The 23127-nt window shown below is 73.7% G+C and carries 21 protein-coding genes; 3 read left to right on the forward strand and 18 right to left on the reverse strand.

The features are described from left to right. Positions 1–52: 52 nt before the first annotated feature. Complete coding sequence (locus B056_RS38295) at positions 53–397, reverse strand: hypothetical protein (RefSeq protein ID WP_018505181.1); 345 nt, start codon at positions 395–397, stop codon at positions 53–55. A 138-nt stretch (positions 398–535) separates the two neighbouring features. After that, positions 536–2455 carry a serine/threonine-protein kinase gene (locus B056_RS0128160; RefSeq protein ID WP_018505182.1) on the reverse strand — a complete coding sequence of 640 codons (1920 nt, stop codon included), beginning with the start codon at positions 2453–2455 and terminating at the stop codon, positions 536–538. Between the two features lie 795 nt (positions 2456–3250). Between B056_RS0128160 and B056_RS0128165 the strand changes: the two genes are divergently transcribed. Then, positions 3251–3808 carry a sirohydrochlorin chelatase gene (locus B056_RS0128165; RefSeq protein ID WP_018505183.1) on the forward strand — a complete coding sequence of 186 codons (558 nt, stop codon included), beginning with the start codon at positions 3251–3253 and terminating at the stop codon, positions 3806–3808. 136 nt (positions 3809–3944) lie between these two features. Here the strand turns inward: B056_RS0128165 and cobA are convergent, their stop codons facing one another. The 5 genes from cobA to B056_RS44890 all read right to left on the reverse strand — a co-directional run bounded on the left by cobA (position 3945) and on the right by B056_RS44890 (position 9550). Beyond that, entirely contained in the window at positions 3945–5474 is a 1530-nt protein-coding gene (gene cobA / locus B056_RS0128170) for a uroporphyrinogen-III C-methyltransferase (RefSeq protein ID WP_018505184.1), read from the reverse strand. Positions 5475–5682: 208 nt separating this feature from the next. Continuing rightward, on the reverse strand, positions 5683–6354 hold the full coding sequence (locus B056_RS0128180) for a phosphoadenylyl-sulfate reductase (protein ID WP_018505186.1): 672 nt from the start codon (positions 6352–6354) through the stop codon (positions 5683–5685). Further along, positions 6354–6572, reverse strand: a complete 219-nt coding sequence (locus B056_RS0128185; RefSeq protein ID WP_018505187.1) for a hypothetical protein — start codon at positions 6570–6572, stop codon at positions 6354–6356. The genes B056_RS0128180 and B056_RS0128185 overlap by 1 nt, the downstream gene beginning before the upstream one ends. Further along, positions 6569–8365 (reverse strand): nitrite/sulfite reductase, encoded by a 1797-nt coding sequence (locus tag B056_RS0128190; protein ID WP_035753032.1) that lies wholly within the window; start codon positions 8363–8365, stop codon positions 6569–6571. The genes B056_RS0128185 and B056_RS0128190 overlap by 4 nt, the downstream gene beginning before the upstream one ends. A 513-nt stretch (positions 8366–8878) precedes the next feature. Further along, positions 8879–9550, reverse strand: a complete 672-nt coding sequence (locus B056_RS44890) for a response regulator transcription factor (RefSeq protein WP_020572749.1) — start codon at positions 9548–9550, stop codon at positions 8879–8881. A gap of 789 nt (positions 9551–10339) precedes the next feature. Between B056_RS44890 and B056_RS0128205 the strand changes: the two genes are divergently transcribed. After that, positions 10340–11521: a helix-turn-helix domain-containing protein gene (locus B056_RS0128205; RefSeq protein ID WP_018505191.1), complete on the forward strand. Its 1182-nt coding sequence runs from the start codon at positions 10340–10342 to the stop codon at positions 11519–11521. 200 nt (positions 11522–11721) lie between these two features. Here B056_RS0128205 and B056_RS0128210 read toward each other — a convergent pair whose 3' ends face one another. From B056_RS0128210 to B056_RS0128245, 8 genes are all read right to left on the reverse strand, one after another. Continuing rightward, a complete protein-coding gene (locus tag B056_RS0128210; protein ID WP_035753074.1) occupies positions 11722–12582 on the reverse strand; it encodes a menaquinone biosynthetic enzyme MqnA/MqnD family protein in 861 nt (286 codons plus the stop codon). Positions 12583–12650: 68 nt separating this feature from the next. Then, the gene (locus B056_RS0128215; protein WP_326828250.1) at positions 12651–12926 is read right to left on the reverse strand and encodes a hypothetical protein; all 276 of its coding nucleotides are present in this window, start codon (positions 12924–12926) and stop codon (positions 12651–12653) included. Further along, entirely contained in the window at positions 12923–13189 is a 267-nt protein-coding gene (locus tag B056_RS0128220; RefSeq protein ID WP_230203229.1) for a hypothetical protein, read from the reverse strand. The genes B056_RS0128215 and B056_RS0128220 overlap by 4 nt, the downstream gene beginning before the upstream one ends. Positions 13190–13292: 103 nt before the next feature. Then, positions 13293–14441, reverse strand: a complete 1149-nt coding sequence (gene mqnE / locus B056_RS0128225) for an aminofutalosine synthase MqnE (RefSeq protein ID WP_018505195.1) — start codon at positions 14439–14441, stop codon at positions 13293–13295. Positions 14442–14581: 140 nt separating this feature from the next. After that, on the reverse strand, positions 14582–14980 hold the full coding sequence (locus B056_RS44895) for a hypothetical protein (RefSeq protein ID WP_230203230.1): 399 nt from the start codon (positions 14978–14980) through the stop codon (positions 14582–14584). An 18-nt stretch (positions 14981–14998) separates the two neighbouring features. Further along, the gene (locus tag B056_RS0128235) at positions 14999–15787 is read right to left on the reverse strand and encodes a UbiX family flavin prenyltransferase (protein WP_018505196.1); all 789 of its coding nucleotides are present in this window, start codon (positions 15785–15787) and stop codon (positions 14999–15001) included. An 8-nt stretch (positions 15788–15795) separates the two neighbouring features. Next, positions 15796–16725: a menaquinone biosynthesis prenyltransferase MqnP gene (gene mqnP, locus B056_RS0128240; protein WP_018505197.1), complete on the reverse strand. Its 930-nt coding sequence runs from the start codon at positions 16723–16725 to the stop codon at positions 15796–15798. Then, the gene (locus B056_RS0128245; protein WP_018505198.1) at positions 16722–18173 is read right to left on the reverse strand and encodes a menaquinone biosynthesis decarboxylase; all 1452 of its coding nucleotides are present in this window, start codon (positions 18171–18173) and stop codon (positions 16722–16724) included. The genes mqnP and B056_RS0128245 overlap by 4 nt, the downstream gene beginning before the upstream one ends. 337 nt (positions 18174–18510) lie before the next feature. Between B056_RS0128245 and B056_RS0128250 the strand changes: the two genes are divergently transcribed. After that, entirely contained in the window at positions 18511–18927 is a 417-nt protein-coding gene (locus tag B056_RS0128250; protein WP_020572750.1) for a PLD nuclease N-terminal domain-containing protein, read from the forward strand. Between the two features lie 67 nt (positions 18928–18994). On the opposite strand, the gene ccsB is transcribed toward B056_RS0128250, so the two are convergent. From ccsB to B056_RS0128265, 3 genes are read right to left on the reverse strand one after another with little or no spacing between them, the layout of a single operon-like run. Continuing rightward, positions 18995–20143, reverse strand: coding sequence for a c-type cytochrome biogenesis protein CcsB (ccsB, locus tag B056_RS0128255; RefSeq protein WP_018505200.1), 1149 nt, complete (start codon positions 20141–20143; stop codon positions 18995–18997). Then, positions 20143–22158: a cytochrome c biogenesis protein ResB gene (locus B056_RS0128260; protein ID WP_018505201.1), complete on the reverse strand. Its 2016-nt coding sequence runs from the start codon at positions 22156–22158 to the stop codon at positions 20143–20145. Before B056_RS0128260 ends, ccsB begins: the two co-directional genes overlap by 1 nt. Beyond that, positions 22155–23123 carry a cytochrome c biogenesis CcdA family protein gene (locus tag B056_RS0128265; protein WP_018505202.1) on the reverse strand — a complete coding sequence of 323 codons (969 nt, stop codon included), beginning with the start codon at positions 23121–23123 and terminating at the stop codon, positions 22155–22157. The genes B056_RS0128260 and B056_RS0128265 overlap by 4 nt, the downstream gene beginning before the upstream one ends. Positions 23124–23127 lie beyond the last annotated feature (4 nt).

Below are 23127 nucleotides of genomic sequence, written 5' to 3' on the forward strand. Positions count from 1 at the left end.
ACCGGCCGGGGAGGCGTCGACTCGACGACGCCCGCCCGGGAGCCGGGCCGGCTCAGAACCGGTCGTATCCCGAGCTGTCGCGGGAGCCGGTACCCGCCCCGGCGCCGTGTCCGTCCGTGCCGGTCGTTCCGGGGCCGGAATGCCCGGCGCCGTTCAGGTCGCCAAGATCGGAACGGTGCACGTCGGAACGGTGCGCGTCGGAGTGCAGGTCCGGCCCGAGACGGGCGTCATGCCCGGCGCCCGCCCCACTCTTGCCACGACTGGTGATCTTGCTGGACAGCTGACGGATCTTCTCGCGGTTCTCCGGCCTGTTCGCCGCGGCCCGTGCCTTGTCGACCATCTGGCGGGCCTTCGGGCTGCGGAGCATCTCCTGGACCTTGCTGCTGAAGTTCGCCATGACGACGGTGTACCTGCGTCAGGCCCGTTTCATGCCGACGACCTCCGAACGGCCGCGGCCCGCGGCCCGGACGGGCCCGGCGGCGGACGCGCGACCGGGACGGACGACCGGGACGCGCGGCCGGCACGGCCGGCACGGTCAGCCGTTCTGGTTCCCGAGCCCGCCGGGCAGCCGGGAGGGCAGGTCGGAGACCTGGTCACCCAGGTCGGGGGCCTGCTCGCGCAGGTTGTCGGTCTTGCCCCACAGATCGTCGATCTGGTTGCCGATGTCATCGCGGAAGGTGCTGACGACCCGGTCCCAGAGCCGCTGGCGCTGGTCGTCCACCATCGTGGCGATCTGGTCGGCCGCCGAGAGCAGAAGCAGCACGAGCGCCACGAAAATGATCGTCTTCTTGAACGGGATTCGTAGGCGCCACCGCCGACGCGGCCGGCGGCTCGGCGCGTACGGCGCCGGAGCGGGGGGCGCCGGCCGGTGCACGTCGCCGTAGTACGGCGCCGAAGCGGGTGGGGGTGCCGGCCGGGGGGCTGGTCGCGGGGCCGGGCGAGGCGCGGGCGGCGGCGCGGCGGGGGCGTATCCACGGGGAGCCGGCCCGGCGCCCGCCGGCCACGCGCCGCCGCCCTGGGCCCGCGGCGGACCGGCCGCGCCCGCACCGGCCACACCGGCGCCGGCCGCGCCAGCTCCGCCGGCCGCGCCAGCCGAGTACCGCCCGTCCGGTCGGGCGACCTCAGGCTCATCTCCGTACTGGACGAATCCACCCTTCCGGCGGCGGCGGGCGGGTTGCGGCGGCCCGCCCGGCGCCGGCCGGGAGGCCTGACGGGCCCCTGGCAGCCCGCCCGGGCCGGCAGCGTCGCCCGGCCGGCCGGAAGCCGACGCCGGCGGGCCCTCCCACCAGCGGTTGCCGCCGTCCGCGGGGCCGGCGACGCGGGTGGGCACCGGACGCCCGGGGTTCTGGCCGGCACCAGCCGTCCCACCCGCCACGCGGGTCGCCGCGGGCCCGCCGCCCGCTCCGGCGGCGCCCGCCGCGCCAAAGGCGTCGCCCGGGCCGAACGCCTCCCCCGGGCCGCCCAGACCCGCGGCACCGGCACCGACACCCGCACCGGCACCGGCACCGGCACCGGCACCGGCCGCGTAACCGGCCGCCGCCGCGGCGGCGGACCGGCCGCGGGGCCACGTTCCGTCGAGGACCTCGCTGGCCACCGCACGCGTGTTGCCGCTCCGGCCGCGGTCACCGAGCAGGCTGAGCAGGATCTGCTCGGCGGACGGCCGCACCCGCTGGTCGCGGCGCAGCGCGGCGGCGACGATGTCACGCAGCTGCGCCGGGACGGGCCGCAGATCGGGCTGGCCGGTGAGGATGCGCTCCGACATCTCGAGATAGGTACCGTCACCGTAGGGGTGGCTCCCGCCCGCGGCGTAGGCGACAAGCAGGCCCCAGGCGAACACGTCGGTCGCCGGGCCCACCGGCGCCGTGCCCTCCATCTGCTCCGGGGCCATCCACCCGGCCGAGCCCAGGACCAGCCCGGACTGGGTGCGCCCGCCCGCCGCGTCAAGCGCCCGGGCGATCCCGAAGTCGATCACCCGGGGGCCGGAGTACGACAGCAGCACGTTGCTGGGCTTGAGGTCACGGTGCACGATCCCGGCACCGTGGATCGCGGTCAGCGCCGAGGCCACCCCGACGGCGACCCCCTGCAGCGTGGACAGCGGCAACGCCCCGGACTCGGCGACGACCTCGTCGAGCCGGGCACCGTCGATGAACTCGGTGACCAGATACGGACGGCGGGCGTGCGGATCGGCGTCGAGAACCTGGGCTGTGCAGAAAGGGGCCACCCGGCGAGCGGCGGCGACCTCGTCGGCGAACCGCTCCCGGAACTCCGGATCCGCCGCGAGATCCGAGCGGATAACCTTGATCGCGACGTGCCGGCCGCTCTGGTCGAGGGCCAGGAACACGGTGCCCATACCGCCGGCGCCCAGCCGGCCGACGACCTCGTAGCGCCCGATCAACGTCGGATCGCCCGGCTGCAGGGGGGCACCCCGCGTTCGGCGTGCCGATCGGTCCGCCACTGGTCTCCCGCTCGTCTCGGGCGCCACCGCGACATGCCGCCACCGTCGATCCCGCGGAAACCCGCGGGCATCCCATCATCACGCCTCGGCCGCGCCGGCGACAGGCCGGCGGTCCGGGTAGCGCCGGGCGGCCGTCGCCCGCGACGGTAACCCGCCCGGCGCCGAACGACCGTACGCTGTCCGTCTTCCGACGGCCGCCCGCCATGACGGCATCCCCCGCAGGCCGAAATGCCGGACAGCCAAAGCGCCGGGCCAGCCGAACCACCGCACCACCAGGCCGTCGGGCAGGCCGGGCTGTCGGGCCGCCGGACAGCCGGGCCGCCGGCTGCCCAGCCGCCGGCGGCTGGGCAGCCGGAGCGGACAGTCGCCGTCTCGACGATCTCCGACCTCGATGGTCAGTGCGATCCCCGACCATGGAGCCAGAACAGACTGCCATTTATCGGACATAAATCCCGCAACCTCGGACAGCCTGCTCGCCTTTTGTTTTCCTTCTCGCCCTTTCAGATCGGAATCCGCCGTCATTCACCCCCGAATCGGCGAGTAAGAAATTGAATGGCGAGAAGGAGGGCTGTGGGCCGAGCTGCCGGGCCCGGGCGGAGTCGGGCGGAGTCGGGCGGGGCCGACGAGCCGAGGCTGGGCCGCCGGTCAACCGCTGTGGATGGGCCCAGCGAGAACGGGTTCCCCCGTCAGCTATCGGGAACCGAGCCACCCTGGCGTCGGCGTCGGCACCTGCCTCGGACACCCGACGCCCGCCGCTGACACCTGCCAGCCGCCGCTGGCGGCAGACTGGAGAGCATGCGCGGTCTCCTGGTGATTGGACACGGCTCGCGGCGGGCGGAGGCGAACGCCACGGTCGTTGAGCTCGCGCGCGCGCTGGCCGGTGCCAGCACCGACAGCCCCACCTCAGCCCCCGACAGCGGGGCCGGCGGGAACGGCAGGGAGCGCGGGGGCCACGGAGACCACGGGGGCGGCGCCTTCGGAGACCCCGGAGAGCGCGGGGGCGGCGGAGAGCGCGGGGGCGGCAGCGGCGGCCCGGCCGCTGCCTGGGACGCGGTGGAGCCGGCCTTCCTCGAGATCGCCCGGCCGGACATAGCGGAGGGCTACGCCGCGCTGGTCCGCACCGGCTGTTCGGAGATCGTGGCGCATCCCTTCTTCCTGTTCGACGGGAACCACACGAGCCGCGACATTCCGGATGCCCTGGCCGCGGCGCAGGCGGACCACCCGGGGACGAGCTGGACGGTCACCCGGCCACTCGGGCTGCACCCGGGGGTCGTGCGGGCCGTGCAGGCCCGTATCGAGGACGCGCTGCACCAGGTCGCCACCATCCCCGCCACGGCGCCGGCGCACTCCTGACCCGCGTATCCGACGGCTGGTCGCCTGCCCGCGCTCCCGCCGCCGCGGGGGGAATCCGTCGCTGTCGCCGTCGCCGTCGCCCGCTCGGCAGCCGGCAGGCCCCCGACCGGGTCTGCCGGCGCCGGGGCCCGTCGGGCTACGCCGTCGGCGCTCGCCGGCTGGCCACGAGGTCGACCACGGCCGCCGCGAGCGGGTAGATCCCCGGCTCGGACGGGACCGCGTCCACCCGCAGGCCCATAGCCTCGCAGGCCTGCGCGGTGCGCCGGCCCATCGCCGCGACCAGGACACCGTCCGGCAACGGCCCGTACAGCTCGACCAGGCAGCGGGCCGCGGTCGACGACGCGAGCGTGACGGCGTCCAGGTCACCGTGCCGCAGTTCCTCGGCGATCCGCGGGTCGGCCTCGGCGGGCGCGTCGACGAGCAGCGGCACGCGGCGCAGCGTACGGATCCCCACCGGCGGCGCCGCCGCCCCGCAGATCACCACCCGCAGTCCGGGCACCGGGACCTCCGTCACCACCGTGTAGGCGACCTGGACCTCAGCCGAGGACCGCACACAGGCCAGCCCCAGCGCGTCGAGCGCGGCGGCGGCCGAGGCGGAGGCCGCGACGAGTGTCAGTCCGGTGAGCGCCCGCACATCGGTGCCCGCGCCCCGCAGCAGCGAGACGACCGCGGCGACCTCGTCGGAGTCGGCCAGCACCAGGCCGTCCGCGCCCGGAAGCGCCTCGCGCAGCGGCGTCGCGTCGCCGGTCGGGAGGAGCCGGCTGACCACCGTCTCGACGGCCTCGGCGCCGAGCTCGCGCAGCCTGCGGGCGAGCAGGCCCTGACGTGCCCTGGTGCGCGGGACGAGAACGCGGATGCCCGCCAGCGGGGCGCCGCCGGCCGCCCCGGGCCACCCCGACCCGGCGCGGGCACCCGGAGCGGCGGTGGCCGCGGCCACGGGCGGGATCGGGACGGCCGCGTCCCGGCGCGCGGCGACCTCGCCGACGACCAGTACCGCCGGCGAGCGCAGTCCGAAGGCGACGGCGTCGACGACGAGGGCGTCCAGGGTCGTGCGGAGCACCCGCTGCGCCGGGGTCGTGCCGCGCTCGACGACGGCGGCCGGGGTCGCGGGCGGACGTCCACCCGCCAGCAGCGCGTCGACGATGTCGACCAGTCGGGCGACCCCCATGAGCACGACGATCGTGGCGCGGGACGCGCCGAGCGCGGCCCAGTCGACCGTCGAGTCGGGGTGCCCCGGCGGCAGGTGACCGGAGATGATCGCGAGGTCCTGCGCGACCCCGCGGTGGGTGACGGGGATGCCGGCGTACGCGGGCACGGCGATCGCGGAGGTCACGCCGGGGACCACGGTGCAGCTGACTCCGGCGGCGGCGCAGGCCTCGGCCTCCTCACCGCCCCGGCCCAGCAGGAACGGGTCGCCGCCCTTGAGCCGCACCACCCGGGCACCGGCCCGCGCGTGCTCGACCAGCAGCGCGTTGACCTCGTCCTGGCTGCGCGAGGTCGTCGGGCTCTTGCCCACGTGGATGACGTGGGCGTCCGGCCGGGCGACGTCGAGGAGGACGGCCGCGGCCAAACGGTCGGTGACGACGACGTCGGCGGTGGCGAGAAGTTCCCGCCCGCGGACGGTCAACAACCCGGGATCACCCGGACCGGCCCCCACCAGCCACACCTCGCCGGGCCGGCTGACCTGGGAAGGTGCCGGATCCGACCCGGATCCGCGGGCTTGCGGCCCAGGTGTCACGACTGCCACGGCGTGCACGGTACAGCGTGGTCCTCACCACCTGCCCTGAACTGTGCGCCACCCGGCTCCCGGCGGCGAGCACCGCGAACTCCCCGAACGCCGCGAACCCCGAGAGCACCGCGAACTCCGCGACGAACTAGTGGATGCCGCATTCCGTCTTGGTCGTGCCGGCCCAGCGACCCGCGCGGCCGGCGCCGCGCTGCGTGCACGGCCAGCAGCCCACCGACTCGTAGCCGTCGGAGAGCAGCGGGTTGACGATCACGTTGTGCTCCTGGACGTACCGGTCGACGTCCTCGTCCGTCCAGGTGGCCAGGGGGTGGATCTTGACCTTGCCGCGGCGCTGGTCCCAGCCGACGACCGGCAGGCTCTTGCGCCCGGCGGACTCCACCCGCCGCGAGCCGGCCGCCCAGGCCCGGTAGGGAGCGAGCGCGCGGTCCAGCGGGACGATCTTGCGCATCCGGCAGCACAGGTCCGGGTCGCTCTCGTAGAGCCGCGGCCCGTGCACGGCGTCCTGCCCGGCGACGGTGAGCTGCGGGCTGGCGCTGATGATCGGCAACGAGTAGGTGTGCGCGACCGCGTCCCGGGTGCCGATGGTCTCCGCGAAGTGGTAGCCGGTGTCGATGAAGACCACCGGGATGTCCGTGCGGATGCGCGCGAGCATGTCGACGAGGACCGCCTCGGCCATGGACGCCGCGACGACGAGACCGGTACCGAACTCGTCGGCGGCCCACTGGAGGATCTCCTCCGCCGGGGCGCCCTCGAGCTCGTCGCCGGCCCGCAGTGCGCGGGCCTTCAGCGCGGCATCCATCAGTTCTTCTCCTCCACGTCCGACGGCGCCACGACGGTGCCGTTCGCCGAACCTGTTCTGGCTGTCGCCAGCGCAGTGAGACTGAGCCGGAAGGCGCGCCGGCAGGACCGGCACGACCAGTGCCCGTGGCCCTCGCCCGTCCCGCCCGGCGCGGGCTCGGGCACGAGGTCCTCGTCACCGCAGTAGGGGCAGTAGAACGGGACGGCGCGGGCGCTCACGTCGCGCCGCCCTTGGTCTGGCCCTCGGCCGGGCCGGCCGTGGCGGGGCCAGCCGTGGCAGGGCCACCCGAAGCGGAGCCACCCGCGGCGGCCCCGGCCCCGGTGAGCAGCGCCTCGTCCGCGTGCTCCGCCCAGTCGGCGAAGGTGTCACCGTCGGACCGGTGTTCCTGGTAGGTCTCCAGGAGGCCCACGACGTAGTCGAGCAGGCCGTCGGCGGTCACCTTGAGACCACGGGACTTCCGGCCGAGCCGGGAACGGGTACCCAGGTGGCCACCGAGGTGGACCTGGAACCCCTCGACCATCTCGCCGTTGGCGTCCGGGACGAGCGAGCCCTTCAGGCCGATGTCGGCCACCTGGAACCGGGCGCAGGCGTTCGGGCAGCCGTTGATGTTGATGCCGATGGGCTCGGTGAAGTCGGGCAGCCGGCGCTCCAGCTCGACGATGAGGTCGCGGGCGTTGCCCTTGGTCTCGACGATCGCCAGCTTGCAGAACTCGATGCCGGTGCAGGCCATCGTGCCGCGGCGGAAGACGCTCGGCCGCACGACCAGGTCGAGCGCGGCCAGCTCGGCCTCGAGCCCGTCGACGCCCTCGCCGGGGACGTCCAGGATCACCAGCTTCTGGGTGGTGGTCGCCCGGATCCGGCCCTGGCCGAACCGGTCGGCGAGGTTCGCGACGGCGGTCAGTGTCGTCCCGGTCAGGCGGCCGGCACGCGGCGCGAAGCCGACCGCGAACAGGCCGTCGCGCTGCTGGTGGACGCCGATGTGGTCGCGGCCCTCGTTGCGGGGCGGCAGCGGCGCCGGGCCGTCCGGCAGCGCCGCGTCCAGGTACTCCTTCTCCAGGGTCGAGCGGACCCACTCGACGCCCATGTCGGCGACGAGGAACTTCAGCCGCGCCCTGGTCCGCATCCGCCGGTAGCCGTAGTCGCGGAAGAGCCGGATGACGCCGTGCCACACCTCGGGCACCCGCTCCGGGGTGACGAAGGTGCCCAGGCGCACGCCGAGCTTCGGGTTCGTCGACAGACCGCCACCGACCCACAGGTCGTACCCGGGGCCGAGCTCGGGGTGCACGACGCCGACGAAGGCGATGTCGTTGATCTCGTGCAGGGTGCACTGGTCGGGGCAGCCCGACATCGCGCTCTTGAACTTACGGGGCAGGTTCGACAGCGTGGTGTCGCCGACGAACCGCTCCACCACCTGGTCGATGACGCCGGTGGCGTCGATGACCTCCTCGGCGTCCACCCCCGCCAGCGGGCAGCCGAGGATGACACGCGGGGTGTCGCCGCACGACTCCTCGGTGGTCATCCCCGCCGCCTCGAGCGCCCCCCAGATGGCCGGGACGTCCTCGATGCGGATCCAGTGCAGCTGGATGTTCTGGCGGTCGGTCACGTCGGCGACGTCCCGCCCGTAACGGGTGGAGATGTCGGCGATGATCCGGAGCTGTTCGGAGGTCATCCGCCCGCCGTCCAGGCGGATGCGCTGCATGAAGTAGCGGTCGTCGAGCTCCTCGGGCTCGAGGACGGCCGTGCGCCCGCCGCTGATTCCCGGCTTCCGCTGGGTGTAGAGCCCCCACCAGCGGAACCGGCCGCGCAGATCCTGCGGGTCGATCCCGTCGAACCCCGTGTGCGGGTAGAGGTTCAGGATGCGCTCGCGCACGGCGAGGCCGTCCTGGTCCTTCTTCATCCGCTCGTTGGGGTTGAGCGGCTCGGAGTAGCCCAGCGCCCATTGGCCCTGTCCCTTGGGTCGGGACGGGCTTTGCGGGCGCGCGGCACGCGGGGGTCGAGCAGGAGAAGTCATGAGATCTCTCGGTGAGCAGGGTCCACGACGGCGTCGAACGCCGGCGCGGGCGGAGTTCAGCGGGAGCGGCGACAGCCGGCGCTGGAGACGCGCAACAGGTCGACGTGCAGACGTGCGACCAGGCGGAGGTCGACGGGGCAGACGTCACCCGGCCGCGACGCGAGCGCGCCGCGAACGCCGGACGGACCGTACGAACGGTGCGGCCCGGCTGGACGGTACGGGTCGGACTGGCCGAAGCCGGGGTGCGCCGACGGTGCCGACGGCACCGCGGGGGCAACGGGCATGCGCCAGCTGACGTCGTTCCCAGACCGTGACGACCCGGCCGGCGGGAACGCGCCAGCGCGCCGGTGACGGGCGACCGTTCGCCCGACCGACGGCTCCAGCAGGTGGACCCGGGCAGTCACGAGAGCAATGTTCCCACAGATGACGCCCCGACGTCGTGGATGTGTCGTCACACCCCATCCGGGTCACAGTCCAGACACAACGCGCGAACCACCAGGTTCGTTCGGGGGTTCAGACGAGGCGCGGGCGCCGGCACATCTGCCGGAGCCGGTCGAGCAGCGCGCCGGTGGACAGATCCTTCTCCATCAACTCGTCCGCGCCGAGCGCCATGACCTCGTCGCGCAGCGCGTTCTCCGAGAAGCCGGTGAAAATCACCACCCGCGCGTCGGGCGCGGCCATCCGCACGTGCGGCAGGGCGCCGATGCCGTCGAGCACGGGCATCGCGACGTCCAGGAGGACCAGGTCGGGCGCGGTCCGGGTGACGACCTCGACGGCCTCCGCCCCGTTCGCCGCCCGGCCGACCACCATGAAGTCCGGCTCGGTGTCGAACAGGAGGCAGAGGAGCTCGCGCAGGCCGTCGGCGTCATCCGCGATGACGACACGGAACGGGCCGGCCCGGAACCGGCCGCGCACGGCCGCCTCGACCTCGGGGACACCCACCCCGGTCTCGACGACGCCCGTACCGATTCCGGGAAGCCCCGCACCGACTCCAGGGAGGCCGGCACCCGCGATGCCAGCCCCGGGGAGACCGACTCCGTTGGCGCCGACGCTTGTGGCGCCGACTCCGGGGGCGCCGACTCCGGGGGCGCCGACTCCGGGGGCGCCGACTCCGGGGGCGCCGACTCCGGGGGCGCCGACTCCGGGGGCGCCGACTTCAGCGTCCGTCGACGGCCGGCAGTCCATCACTCGTCTTTTGTACGCGCCACGGGCGAGTCGTGCCCATCGTCATTCGGGATGGTTTCGCGGTATGACCCGACCGCGCCGGGTGCCTCACCCGTTCGCTCCCGCCCGGAAGCACCGGACGGGCCCCCCGGAGCGGATACCCGGGCTGGTGCGGCGAATTGTCGCGACCAGGCGGCGGGCGCGGGCTTTTCAGGCTTTATTTCCGATCCGTCAATCAAAAACACCGAAGACACAATCGATTCACAATGCCGAACGGCTGATTCCGGGAGAAAAAAGGATGCCCGCGCCGGAGGGGATCGAACCGGTCGCCGAGCGCATACCGGCGAGCGCCGGAACCCACCCCGCACCCCCTCGCGAGCGATCGGGCGGCCCAGACTTCGGTCACGGACCGTGATCAAAAGTGGTACCACGCAGCTACCGCACATCAACAGATCGACGACAACTCTCCGTGTCCGGGACCTTTGGCCCCTAGTCGTCGCCTGCGCCAGCCGGAGTATTCTGATCACACAAGGTGATGTCTCGTATCCGTGACCCGAACGGGCCACACCCTTGGAAACCCACCAGGCACACGACGGCAGGCACCAGATCCGTGCGGTACGTGAGAGCGGTCGACCGACTGCGCCACGCGTCCAGGCGGGAGGGGTGCCGCCGGCGCCCCATAACGGTGAGCAGGCGGCCGACGGTGCTACGTGGCCGGCCCCGACGTCCCACCTCCGGCCATCCGGCGGAAGGTGGGACGTCGAGCGGCCACGTAGCACCGAGCCCCGGGCAGCGGAAGGATCGGCGCAGATGCGGCAACGGAGCCGAGGCCGGCAGGGTTCGAGTACCGCGGAGGACATCCTCCCGACGGAGATCCGGCGGCGCCGGTGTGAACGCGGGCTGTCCCGCGACGAGCTCGCCGGGCGGACCGGCTACAGCCGCCAGTACATCAGCCAGCTGGAACAGCCCAGCCGGGGCATACCGGCGCGGCCGGTCCTCGCCGCCGTCGACGCGGCCCTGGAGGCCGGGGGCGCGCTCGTCGACCTGCGCGAGGCCGCCATCGCCGAGCGCACCGAGCGGCACGGCCGCCAGCCCGACGCGGAGATCGAGTCCCGCCGGCGGATCGGTGATCTCCTCGACCACCGGCGCTCCGACCGCGAGCTCGACTATCTCGACCGGCTCGCCGCCGACCTCATCGCGGCGGCCGACGCGCTGGACCCGGCCGACGTCACCGCCCAGGTCCTCGACCAGCAGGCCTTCGTCGACCAGCTCCTGCGCACCCCGATGCTGCCGCACCAGCAGTTCCGCCTCTTCATGATCGCGGGCCACCTGGCCGGGCTGCTGGCCATCTCCCTGCTCGACATGGACGAGCTCGCGAAGGCCAGCACCTGCTGCCTGGAGGCCGCGGTGTTCACCGAGCTGACCGGCCACGAGGGCCTGCGCGCCTGGACACTCGCCGTCAACAGCCTCATCGACGCGGCCGCCCGGCACGCCGAGGAGTCCGAGCCGGGGGCCACAACAGGTCGGGGCGGGCTCGCCGGCCGCCGAGCGGAGCAGGGGCTGGTGGCGACACGCACCGCCGGTTCCGACCTCCGGAGCGGCACCCGGTCGGCCCGTGCCGGCGCCGCGGACGGCCAGGACGGAATCGACCACCCGCTCGAATCCACCACCGACCACGCTGGGTACATGGAAGGCCGGGGGCGCGGCGGCGGTGTCGCACCTTCGGGCGGCGCGGCCGACCCGCGTTCGACCTGGAGCCACCGGCAGAGCGACGGGACACCGTCACTATCCGCGACAGGCGTCGGCGGTGCCGCGGCCGCGGCACCGCAGCAGCCGAACCTGGATGAGATCCTGATCGCGCCGGGTGGCCGGGCGACACCACCCCGGCTGATCGCTCTCGTCAAAAGTCGGATCGCGCGTTTCGCGACTGCCAGCGCGCAGCGGGCCACACCCCCGACAGGTATCTCCCAGGCATTCCGGCCACCTGTCTAATACGTCACCACTGCGGCCCCGCGGATAGATCACCGGTGCGGCCCGACGCCCCGCCGATCAAACAGATCACCGGCGACCCGGATATCCGGGTCGCTTCCCGGCATCGGCGCACCACCCGGGCATTCATGCCCGCCGCGCCCGCCGCGGGTGACCGGGCGCGGCGGGTGTGGCGGGTGTGGCGGGCGCGGCGTGGGCTGGCATCACACCGACGCGAAAACGATCTCGTCGAGCGGTGGCGCGTCACCGCGTGCCGCGGCGCGGCGGGCGAACTCCAGGATTCCGGCCTGCTGGCGGGCTCCCAGCCGGAAGTCGAGCGTCGTGAAGTAGCGGGCCAGCGTCGCGGGATCGAACACCTCGAAGCGCGCCGCCCGCCGGGCGACCTCGTCCACTTCGAGCAGGGCCGCGTCGAGGCTCGACCGGAATGCCTCGTGAACCTCCTTGACCACACCGGGATGGGCCGCGGCGAACGAGCGCCGGGCGGCCCAGACGGCGAAGACCATCGGCAGGCCGGTCCATTCGCGCCACTCGCGACCGAGGTCGAACACCCGCAGCGGATGGCCCGGGCCGGCCCGCTCCGCGTCGTAGGTAGCCCGCAGCGCCACATCGCCGATCGTGACGGCGAGGTCGGCCTCCCGCAGCATCAGCGGGATGTCGGGCGGCATCGTCACGTACCGCGGGCGCAGCCCCCACCGCTGCTCGAACAGCATGCGCGCGAGCAGCACACTCGTCCGGGACGTCGAGCCCAGCGCGACGGTACGGACCTCGCTGAGCGGGACCGCGCTGGTGGCGACGACCGACAGGACCGGCCCGTCGGAGCCCACGGCCAGGTCCGGGAGGACGGCGAGATCCTCGGCGTGCCGGAGGTACTCGACGAGACTGATCGGGCCGATGTCGAGATCACCGGCGACCAGCGCGTCGTTCAACCGGTCCGGGGTGTCCTTGGTGAGCTCCAGGTCGAGCAGCGCCCCGGAGTGCACCAGACCCCAGTAAAGCGGCAGGCAGTTGAGGAACTGGATGTGGCCGACCCTGGGCCGGCCCGGCCGCTCCGCCGGTTCCGGCAGTTCCAGCCGTTCCGCCGGTTCCGGCTGCTCCGTGTCCGGTGGGTGGTCGGCCGAGTCGCCCGGGGGGGTCACCAGGGCCGACCGCCGCGCCGCGACGCGACGTTGTCCAGGACGGCCCGACGCTGGCGCAGCGCCAGCGGGTAGCTGAGCAGGCCGCTGATCACGGCCGCGAGCGCGAACCCCAGCACGCCCCCCACCCCGGCCAGGAACAGCACCCCGAGGACGGCGCCGAACATCGCCGCGCGCAGTGCGAAGTACCGGAGGTTGAGGCCCATGATCCCGCCGTCCCCCCTGCCGGTGGGGCCGCCGCCGGCGGACGGCGACATGTCGTCAGCGGACATCATGCTCTCCGGTTTCTGGCGGGACGCCCCCGACGGCGGCGCACCCAACCGAGCCGTTGCAGGACCGCGGGAAAGAACCCCAGCCCAACGATGATCACGAGCAGCCCGAGCAGACCGGCCGGACCGATCGCCAGGCCGCACCAGCGCAGCAGGCTGTACGCGACCAGCCCGGGAATCAGAATGACCAGGAAGGCGAGCACGAAAATGGAGCCCATCCCCGGCGCGCCCTGCGGGCGGGCGGGGCGGGCGGGGCGGGTCTCAGCCACGGCAGGGCTGTCGGGTGCGGCCGGACCGCCGGCCGGGGCCGGGATGTCGGGCCGTGATTCGCCGCCCGACCGGGTCGAACTCTCCTCGAACGCCATCGCCGGGTCAGGCGTCGATCGGGACGGGGTTGTCCCGCCGGGTGGTGTCCGGGCCGTCGTACCTGCGCACGACCCGATAGCGGGTGTCCCGCTCGACCGGCCGGAAGCCCGCGTCCCGGATCACCGAAAGGAGATCGTCCCGGGTCATCGTGTTCGGGGTTCCGAAGCCGTCCGCGTCGTGAGTGATCTTGTACTCGACGACCGAGCCGTCGAGGTCGTCGGCGCCGAAGTTCAGGGACAGCTGGGCGGTGGTCAGCCCGTGCATCACCCAGAAGCACTTGACGTGGTCGACGTTGTCGAACAGCAGCCGCGACACCGCGAACGTCTTGAGAGCCTCCGCGCCGGTCGCCATCGGCTGGTTCATCAGGCGGTTGCGTGGATCCCCGACCGAGTCGTGCTGGAAGCGCAGCGGGATGAACACCGCGAAGCCGCCTGTCTCGTCCTGCAGCTCGCGCAGGCGCAGCACGTGGTCGACCCGGTGCCGCGGCTCCTCGACATGGCCGTAGAGCATCGTGGACGGCGTGCGCAGACCCTTGGAGTGCGCGAGGCGGTGGATCCGCGACCAGTCCTCCCAGTGGGTCTCGTGACCGACGATCCTCTGCCGGACCTCCCAGTCGAAGATCTCGGCGCCGCCGCCCGTCAACGACTCCAGGCCCGCGTCGATGAGCTCGTCCAGGATCTCGTCCGCGGACAGGCCGCTGATCTTCTCGAACCAGTGGATCTCGGTGGCGGTGAACGCCTTGAGGGCGACGCCGGGCAGTGCCTTCCCCAGCTCGCGCAGCGAGCGCGGGTAGTAACGCCAGGGCAGCGTCGGGTGCAGGCCGTTGACGATGTGCAGCTCGGTGATGCCGGCCGGCTCCATCTCCTTCGCCAGCCGGACGGCCTCCTCGATGCGCATCGTGTAGGCGTCCGACTCGCCGGGCTTGCGCTGGAACGAGCAGTAGGCGCATGAGGCCGAGCAGACGTTCGTCAGGTTGAGGTGCCGGTTCACGTTGAAGAAGGTCTGGTCGCCGTTTTTTCGAGTTCGCACCTCGTGCGCGAGACCGCCCAGCCAGGCGAGGTCGTCACTCGCGTAGAGGGCCTCACCGTCGGCCCGGCTGAGCCGGGCACCTTCGTGGACCTTGGCTTCGATCTCGCGCTTTAGCCCGGCATCCATGCGATCCAGCGTAGCTCCGCGGGCCGACAGTCCATGACGTCCCGGTCCGCCACCGGTGCCGTGATCCCCGCCGCGGACCGGGCCGCGGCGGCCCCCGGGCCCGGCCGCGGCCGCCGATCTCGCCTCGGCCAGGTGCCCGCTCAGGACGTCGGCGGTTTCCCGGCGGCGCCATCGGCCCTGGCCCGCTCGACGGAGCGCTGCGCGGCCCGCCGTTGCATGCGCCCGAGCGGCCAGGTGAGGAGCCCGGCCACGGCGAAGCCGATGAGGATGCCGAGCAGCGGGGCGATTCCGACGGCGATCAGGACCACACTGAGGATCACGAGCACGGCCAGCCGGATCAGGAAGTACGGGAGCTGGACGCGCAGATCCGGCGCGACCTCGGGTCCCCGCCCCGGCCGCCGCCGGCTCCCGGAGCCCGCAGGCGCCCCCGGCCCGGCCGGCGCCCCCGAACCCGCCGGAGCCCCGGATCGCGCGGGCTTCGCGGGCCCCGGGGACGCCGGGTCGTGGCCGCGTGCCTGTCCGGCCTTCTTCCTCGCCATGCCGTCCCCGCCCATCCCTTATCCGCTGGTCGGGGCGCGCCGAGGCCCGTCCCCCAGCTCTGTTGTACGCGCCGGGGTGGCGCGGGCGCCGCCGAGCTCGCCCGTCCACCGGCGGAACAGCGCGTTGGGGACGCCGGCGGCGTCGAGGACCCGGCCGGCGACGAAGTCCACCAGGTCCTCGGCGGCGCGGGCGCCGGCGTAGAAGCCGGGGCTGGCCGCGGCCACGACGGCGCCGGCGGCGTCCAGGTCGAGCATGTGGCGCAGCGTGGCCCGGGTGTAGGGCATCTCCCGGGGGACCACGACCAGGCGCCGGCCCTCCTTGAGGGTGACGTCGGCCGCGCGCTGGAGCAGGTCCTTGGACAGGCCGAGGGCGATGCCGGCGACCGAGGCGGTGCTCGCCGGGACCACGATCATCCCGCGGGTCGGGTAGGAGCCGCTGCTCGGGCGCGCGCCCATGTCGTCGGGCGGGTGGACGTCCACCAGCAGGTCGACGCGGCCGGCCACCTCGGCCGCGTCGGGCCGGGGCCGCCCGTCGAGCCGGGTGCACAGCCAGCTCGTCAGCGGTTCGCGCCAGGCGCCGTCCCGCCAGCCGATGCCGGTCTCGTCGAGCAGGGTGAGCCGGGCCGCGCGGGAGACCACGATGTCGACGGGCCGGCCGGCGGCCAGCAGGCCGCGCAGGACGGCGGCCGCGTAGGGCGTTCCGCTCGCGCCGCTGACCCCGACGACCCAGGGCCGCCGCGGCTCGTCCGCCGCCGCGGGGCCGTCGGGCGCCAACCCGCCGGGCGCCGCCGCGGGGCCGTCGGACATCCCGCGGATCAGGCGGCCAGGCCGCGGCTGACCAGGTCGGCCAGCGCGAAGGTGAACAGGGCGATCCCGACGAAGCCGTTGGTGGTGAGGAACGCCCGGGTCACCCGGGAGAGATCGGTCGGCGAGACGATCGCGTGCTCGTAGCAGAAGGCCGCCGCGGTCAGCACCAGGCCGGCCCACCACCAGGCGCCGAAGTCCTCCAGCAGGCCGAACACTACGAAGAGCGCGAAGGTCACGGCGTGGGTGACGATCGAGGCGGCGAGCGCGGCCCGGACACCGAACCGCGCCGGGACGGAGCGCACCCCGATCCGCCGGTCGACCTCGGCGTCCAGGCAGGAGTAGATCAGGTCGAAGCCGCCGATCCAGGTGCCGACGGCGAGCCCGAGCAGGACGGCCGACCACGACCACGCGCCGGTGATCGCGATCCAGGCGCCGATCGGGGCCACGGCCTGGGCGATCGCGAGGACCGCCTGCGGGAAGTCGGTGAACCGCTTCGCGTACGAGTAGACGATGAGCGGGGCGACCGCGACCGGGGCCAGGGCCAGGCACAGCCAGGACAGCGCCGCGGCCGAGCCGAGGAACACCGCGAGCGCGACGATCGAGCCGACGACCGCCGTGCGGACGGACACCGCGCCGGTGACGAGCTCACGGCCGGCGGTACGCGGGTTGCGGGCGTCGATGGCCCGGTCGATGATCCGGTTCGTGGCCATCGCGAACGTGCGGGCCGCCACCATCGCGACCGTGACGAGCGCCAGGTCACGCCAGTGCACCGACCGCGAGACCGCGAAGCAGGCCGCGAGGGCCGCCACGTAGGCGAACGGCAGCGCGAAGACGGAGTGCTCGATGACGACGAGCCGCAGGAACGCGCGCACCGGGCCGTGCGTCGGGCCACCGGAGGCCCGGCCGGGCATGCCTGGGGCCAGGGCGGCGTCGCTCACAGGCCGTACTCCTTCCACCGGCGCGTCACCCTGTCCCGGACGGCCTCGTCCATGACGATCTCCTCGGGCCAGCCTCCGTCGCGCCGGTAGCCCTCGGTGGGCAGCTTGCGGGTCGCGTCGACCCCGATCTTGCCGCCGTAGAACTGCTCGTAGGAGGCGTGGTCCAGGTGGTCGACCGGACCCACCGTGGTGAGCAGGTCGTGCGCGTAGTCCACATTGCCGAACGCCCGCCAGGCGACCTCGTGGTAGTCGTGGACGTCACAGTCGGCGTCGACGACGACGATCAGCTTCGACAGCGAGAGCAGGCCCGCGCCCCAGACCGCGTTCATCACCTTCTGGGCGTGCTTGGGGAACCGCTTCTCGATCGAGACGATCGCGCAGTTGTGGAAGACCCCGGCCTCGGGCAGGTCGTAGTCGACGATCTCGGGGATCATCATCCGGATCAGCGGCAGGAAGATGCGCTCGGTCGCCTTGCCCATCGGCCCGTCCTCCTGCGGTGGACGTCCGACCACGATGCTCTGGAAGACCGGGTCGCGCTGCATGGTCATCACGTCGACGTGCAGCGCGGGGAACGGCTCGATCGGCGTGTAGAAGCCGGTGTGGTCTCCGAATGGGCCTTCGGGCAGCCGTTCGCCGGGTTCGAGCCAGCCCTCGAGCACGACCTGGGAGTTCGCCGGCACCTGGAGCGGGACGGTCAGGCAGTCGACCATCTCGACCCGCTCGCGGCGCAGGAACCCGGCGAACAGGTACTCGTCGATCTCGGCGGGCAGCGGGGCGGAGGACGCGTAGGTGACGGCGGGGTCGCAGCCGAACGCGATCGCGACCGGCAGCCGTTCGCCGCGCCGCTCGGCGACGGCGTGGTGCGCGTTGGAGTCCTTGTGGATCTGCCAGTGCATGCCGACGGTGCGGGCGTCGTGCTGCTGCAGCCGGTACATGCCGAGGTTGCGCGCCCCGGTCTCGGGGTGCTTCGTGTGGGTCAGCCCCAGGTTGAGGAACGGCCCGCCGTCGCGTGGCCAGGCGTGCACACCGGGCAGCAGGTTCAGGTCGACGTCCGAGCCCTTGAGGACGACGTCCTGGCAGGGGGCGGTGCGGACCTTGCGCGGGGGCAGCGAGGTGAGCTGCGCGGCCTTGCCGAGCGCGCCGCGCAGGCCACCGAAGCCGACCGGCAGCTCGGGGCGCAGCAGCTCGCCGATGCGGGTGCCGATGTCGTCGAGGCGCTCGACGCCGAGCGCCGCGGCCATCCGGGCCTCGGTGCCGAACACGTTGATCGCCAGCGGCATGTCGGCACCGACGGGCTTCTCGAACAGCAGTGCCGGGCCCCGGTCGCGGACGACCCGGGTGACGATCTCGGTCACCTCCAGGCGGGGGTCGACGGGAACCCGCACCCGGCGAAGGTCCCCACCGCGGTCGAGGTGAGTGAGGAACGCACGGAGATCGGCCCAGGCCATGGCATCCATCTTTGCAGCGCCGGGGAACGGCCGCTGGTCGTACCCTGTCCCAGGGCGCTCCAAGCGTCTGGCGCGTCACATTCGCGACCGGTGAACAGCGCCTTCGCGGACCGCCGGGACATCGCGTCCGCCCGGGAGGCACACTAGGGACACACGAGACGTTCATCCTGGAAGCCGTGGATCCGACAGAGCGGGTCCGGGTGGCCGAGAGTGAACAGTCCAGCACCGGTGGCCGCGAGGAGCCGGTGCGTCTTCGACAGGGGCACGCCGATCGGCGTGCCCGGGGCAGGTGCGCGTCGGCGCGCCGCTCACAGCGAGTGAGAGGAGCGGTCGGCCGGTGCTGGGTCTCGCGCTGACATTCCTGATCATAGGTGTCTGGGTGTTTTCGGTCATTGACGTGATCGGCACACCAGTGGACGCGGTCAAGGTTGTACCCAAACCGATCTGGCTGATCGTGTTGATCGTGTTTTTCTTCCTCGGATCGGTCTGCTGGTTCCTGTTCGGGCGGCCGCGCGTCGCCCACGGCTATGACGGCTACGAGCGCCGCGCCGCCTCCGACCACCCGGCGTTCGGCGGCCGCGGGCCGTGGGGAACCGAGCGCGCCGCTGGCGGCCGCACCCGTTCCGGGGCCTCCCGGACAGGGATGCGCCGCCAGGCCGTCCGCCCCGTCGGCCCGGACGACGACCCCGAGTTCCTGCGCGAGCTCGCCGACCGCATCCGCGGCGGCGAACCCGAGCCCCCCGCCCGCGGCTGACCTCCCCGCCGCTGACCTCCCCGCGGGCGGCGACCCCCGCCCGCGGCTGACCTCCCCCGGCCGGGTCTCAGACCCCGGCGTACGAGTGCAGGCCGCTGATCACCAGGTTCACCAGGTAGTAGTCGACGAACAGGGCGCTGAAGGCCAGCAGCGAGACCGCCGCGGCGCGCCGTCCCCGCCACCCGGCTGTCGCGCGGGCGTGCAGGTACGCCGCGTAGATCACCCAGGTGATGAAGGACCAGGTCTCCTTCGGGTCCCAGCCCCAGTAGCGGCCCCAGGCCGCCTCGGCCCAGATCGCCCCGGCGATGATGGCGAAGGTCCAGATCGGGAAGGCGAACGCGATCGCCCGGTAGGTGATCGTGTCGAGGGTGGCCGAGGACGGCAGGCGCATCACGATCCCGCCCCGGCTGCGCATGGCGCGCGACGCCTCGGCGCGGCCGGAGGCCACCTCCGCCAGCCGGTTCTCCCAGCGGTCCTTCAGCAGGAACAGGACCGTCGTCACCGCGGACACCAGGAAGACACCGCTGGCGACGATCGCCCCGGCGACGTGGATCCGCAGCCAGTACGAGTTGAGCGCCGGGACGAGCGGCCCCGCGGCGACGTAGAGGACCGTGCCGGCGAAGCCCATGGAGAGCACGACCGGCACCATCACGAAGACCCCGAGCCAGCGGATCTGCTGGCGGGTCATCAGGACCAGGAACGTCGTCACCGCGATCAGGCAGATCATGGACGAGAACTCGTACATGTTGCCCCAGGGGACACGGCCCGCCGCGATCGCCCGGGTGACCGCCGAACCGACGTGCGCCACCCAGCCGACGATCGTCAGGACCACCGCGATCCGGCCGATCCAGGGCGCGAACCCGGAGCCGGCGGCATCGTCGCCGCCCGCCGCGGCGCCCGAGTCCGGGGGGGCCGAACCCGCGGTGGCCGAGCCCGCGGCGCCTCCGGCGGCGTCGGCCAGGCCCGTGGCGCCCCCGCCGACCTCGGCGGCGGACGGCGCGGCGCCGACCAGGACCTCCTGCCGGTCGGTCCGCGCGCCGACCGCGCCGGCGGCGTCCAGCTGACCGCCGGCGGCGACGTCCGTCTTTCCGGACGTCGCGCCGAGCCGGCTGAACGCGAACTCGGCCGCGAAGCCGAGCATCCCGGCCGCGTAGACGGCGACCGACGTCCCGAACAGCAGGTCGGACAGATTGGCCATGCCTTCATTGACCGGCATCAAGGCTCCCGTTCGCTGGTGGCGCTGATGGTCGTGCTGGTGGCGGGGTCGGCCGGCATGGCGGCGGCCGGCTTCTCCCCGTCTGGTGCCTCGCCGGCCGCGGGCGGGTCGCCCGCGGACGGGTCGTCGTCCGGGGTGGTGTCGAGCCGGATCTCCTCGCTGAGGGCGGCCAGCTCGGCGGCGAAGCCCTGCGCGTCCGACCTGGAGAGGCCGCCGACCTCCACCGTGCTGCCGCCGCCGTCCACCGGGGTGGCCCGCACCCACACCCGGCGCCGGCGCACCCGCAGGCTCGCGACCAGGCCGAGGACGATGACGACGGCCGCGCCCAGCACCAGGCCCTTGTAGGGGTCTGACTTGGTCTGGAACGTGGCGAACTCGTGCAGGCCGTCCACCTCGAGCGACATGCCGCCGGGCAGGCCGGTCAGCGTCCGCTGCGCGGGGTTGCTCAGGGCGACGACCTGGGCGATCCGGTCCTTCCCGGCCGGCCCGGTCATCGTGAACTGGGTCATGTCCCGGGTGTCGACGGCGTAGACGTTCTGCGGGATGCCCTCGTTGAGGTGCAGGTTCCCGACGAAGCCGGTGAGGGTGAGCCCGGGTGCCCGCGCCGCCGGATAGGTGGAGACGTAGCCGTGCCCCGGGTCGAGCACGGTGGTCGGGGTGAACACCCCGCTGAAGGCGAGCTGCTGCGGTTCCCGGCGCTCCCCCGTCGGCGGCAGGCCGGTGTCGGGGATCTTCACCGTGCAGGTCGAGGTGAACATGCCGTCCCGGGGCGTGCAGGGGACGTAGCTCTCCCAGACGACCGCGCCGGCGGAGTCACGCAGGACGAAGTGCGGCGCGTAGCCGTGGCCGATCAGGTAGATCTTCGCGCTGCCGATCCGCAGCGGATGGTTGACCCGGATCGTGTCGGTGCGCACGGGCGCGTCGATGTCCGACTGGTAGGAGACGTCGGCCCGGAAGTCCGCGGGCTGGCCGTTGTCCTGGTAGGACGCCGAGAACTGGTCGAGGTTGACCGAGAACGGCGGCAGGCCGGCCGCGTCCACCAGCTCGCCGCCGCTGTACTGGTCGTAGGAGATCAGGGTGTTCGCGAACCCGTTGCCGGTGACGACCAGGACGGTGCCCTGGTAGCCGAACCAGGAGCCCAGCCCCATCCCGGCGAGCAGCGCGACGAGCGCCAGGTGGAACACCAGGTTGCCGCTCTCGCGCAGGTAGCCCTTCTCCGCGGCGACCGAGTGGTCCGGCGAGCCGTCGGGACGGCGGGCGTCACCAGGCGCGGGCGCCACCCGGAACCGCCGCCCGCGCAGCACCCCCCGGGCCAGGTCCACGGCGTCCGGGGCGTCGAGCGGGCTCGTCCAGGTGCTGCCACCGGGCAGCCGGCCCGGCCGGGCCGGGGCCTTCGGCGGGGCGGTGAACAGCGCCCGCGCGTGCCAGTGCACCCGCGACCAGAGGCAGCCGATCAGCGAGATGAACAGCAGCAGGTAGATCGCGGCGAACCAGGGCGCGCCGAAGACGTGGAAGAAGGAGAGCCGGTCCAGCCAGGGGGCGAGCGTCGGGTGGTCGGTGGAGTACTCCTCGACCTTCAGCGGGTTGAGGTTGCGCTGCGGGATGAGTGAGCCGGGCACCGCGGCCAGCGCGAGCAGGAAGAGCAGCACCAGCGCGGTGCGCATGCTGGTGAGCTGCCGCCAGGACCGGACCAGCAGCGCGAGCCAGGCGGCCCGTGGCCGCGGGCCGTCCGCCCGCGGCGGCGCCGGTTCCGCGGAACCGTCCGGCCGCGCGTCGGCGCCGGTTCCCGGGCCGGCTTCCGAGGCGGTTCGCGGCTTCGGCTCCGAGCCGGTCCCCGCCCCCGCGGCGTGATCCGCCTCCGGGGTGGGCTGGACGGCCCCGCGGGCGGCGGGAGCGCGGCGGGACGCCGATCGCGGAGCCGGCGGATCGAACGCCTCGGGGGCCTCGAGGACCGCCGGGTCGTCCGGGCGCAGCCCGTCGACATGCCCGGACGGTGCGGTGGGACGTGTGCTCACAGGGGCGTCTCCGAGAATCCGGGCGCGTAGGGGCGCAGCTCGGCGACAAGGTCGGCCCAGGCTCCGGTGAGCTGCAGGACGCCCACTGTCACCAGCAGGGCGCCGCCGGTCAGCGCGAGGAGTCGGGCGTGGCGGCGGAAGACGCTCAGGGCACCGACGGCACGGCGGAAGGCCAGACCGACGGCCAGGAAGGGCAGCCCGAGTCCCAGGCAGTACATGGCGGAGAGGAAGGCGCCGCGCCCGGCCGTCGCGCTCAGCGTGGCGAGCCCCTGCACGGCGGCCAGGGTCGGGCCGAGGCACGGCGTCCAGCCGAGACCGAACATCACGCCGAGCGCCGGGGCACCGAGCAGCCCCGGGTTGGGCAGCCGGTGGAGACGCCACTCGCGGTTGGCCCAGGACATCCTGGAGAACACCCCGGCGAAGGCCAGTCCCATCACGATCGTCACCGCGCCGAGCACCTGGCCGAGCCCGACCTGGTGCACGTTCAGCCACTGGCCGAGACCGCCGAACGCCGCCCCGTACGTCACGAACACGGCGCTGAAGCCGAGCACGAACAGCCCGGTGCCGGCGGTCACCCGGCCGACTCTGCGCAGCTCACCCAGCCGTCGGGCCAGCGCGGACGGCCCCGCGCCGCCGGTCGCCACGGCACCGCCGGACGCCGGCCCACCGCCGACGGCCGACGCACCGGACGCCCGCGCTGGGCCACCCGCGGCGGCCATCCCGACCACGGCGGGCTCCGCGGTGTCGGCGAGCTCGGCGGTGTCAGGGGTGTCGGCGGTGGCGGCGAGGGGTGCCGCCGCCGGACGGCGCTGGAGATCCTCGCCGGACAGGCCGGTGATGAAGGACAGGTAGCCGGGGACCAGCGGCAGCACGCACGGCGACAGGAAGGACAGCAGGCCGGCCGCGACCGCTACGGGCGCCGCCAGCAGCAGCGGGCCGTCGGTGACGACGTCCACGGCACCCATCCGG

The sequence above is a fragment of the Parafrankia discariae genome, assembly GCF_000373365.1.
Lineage (GTDB): Bacteria > Actinomycetota > Actinomycetes > Frankiales > Frankiaceae > Parafrankia > Parafrankia discariae.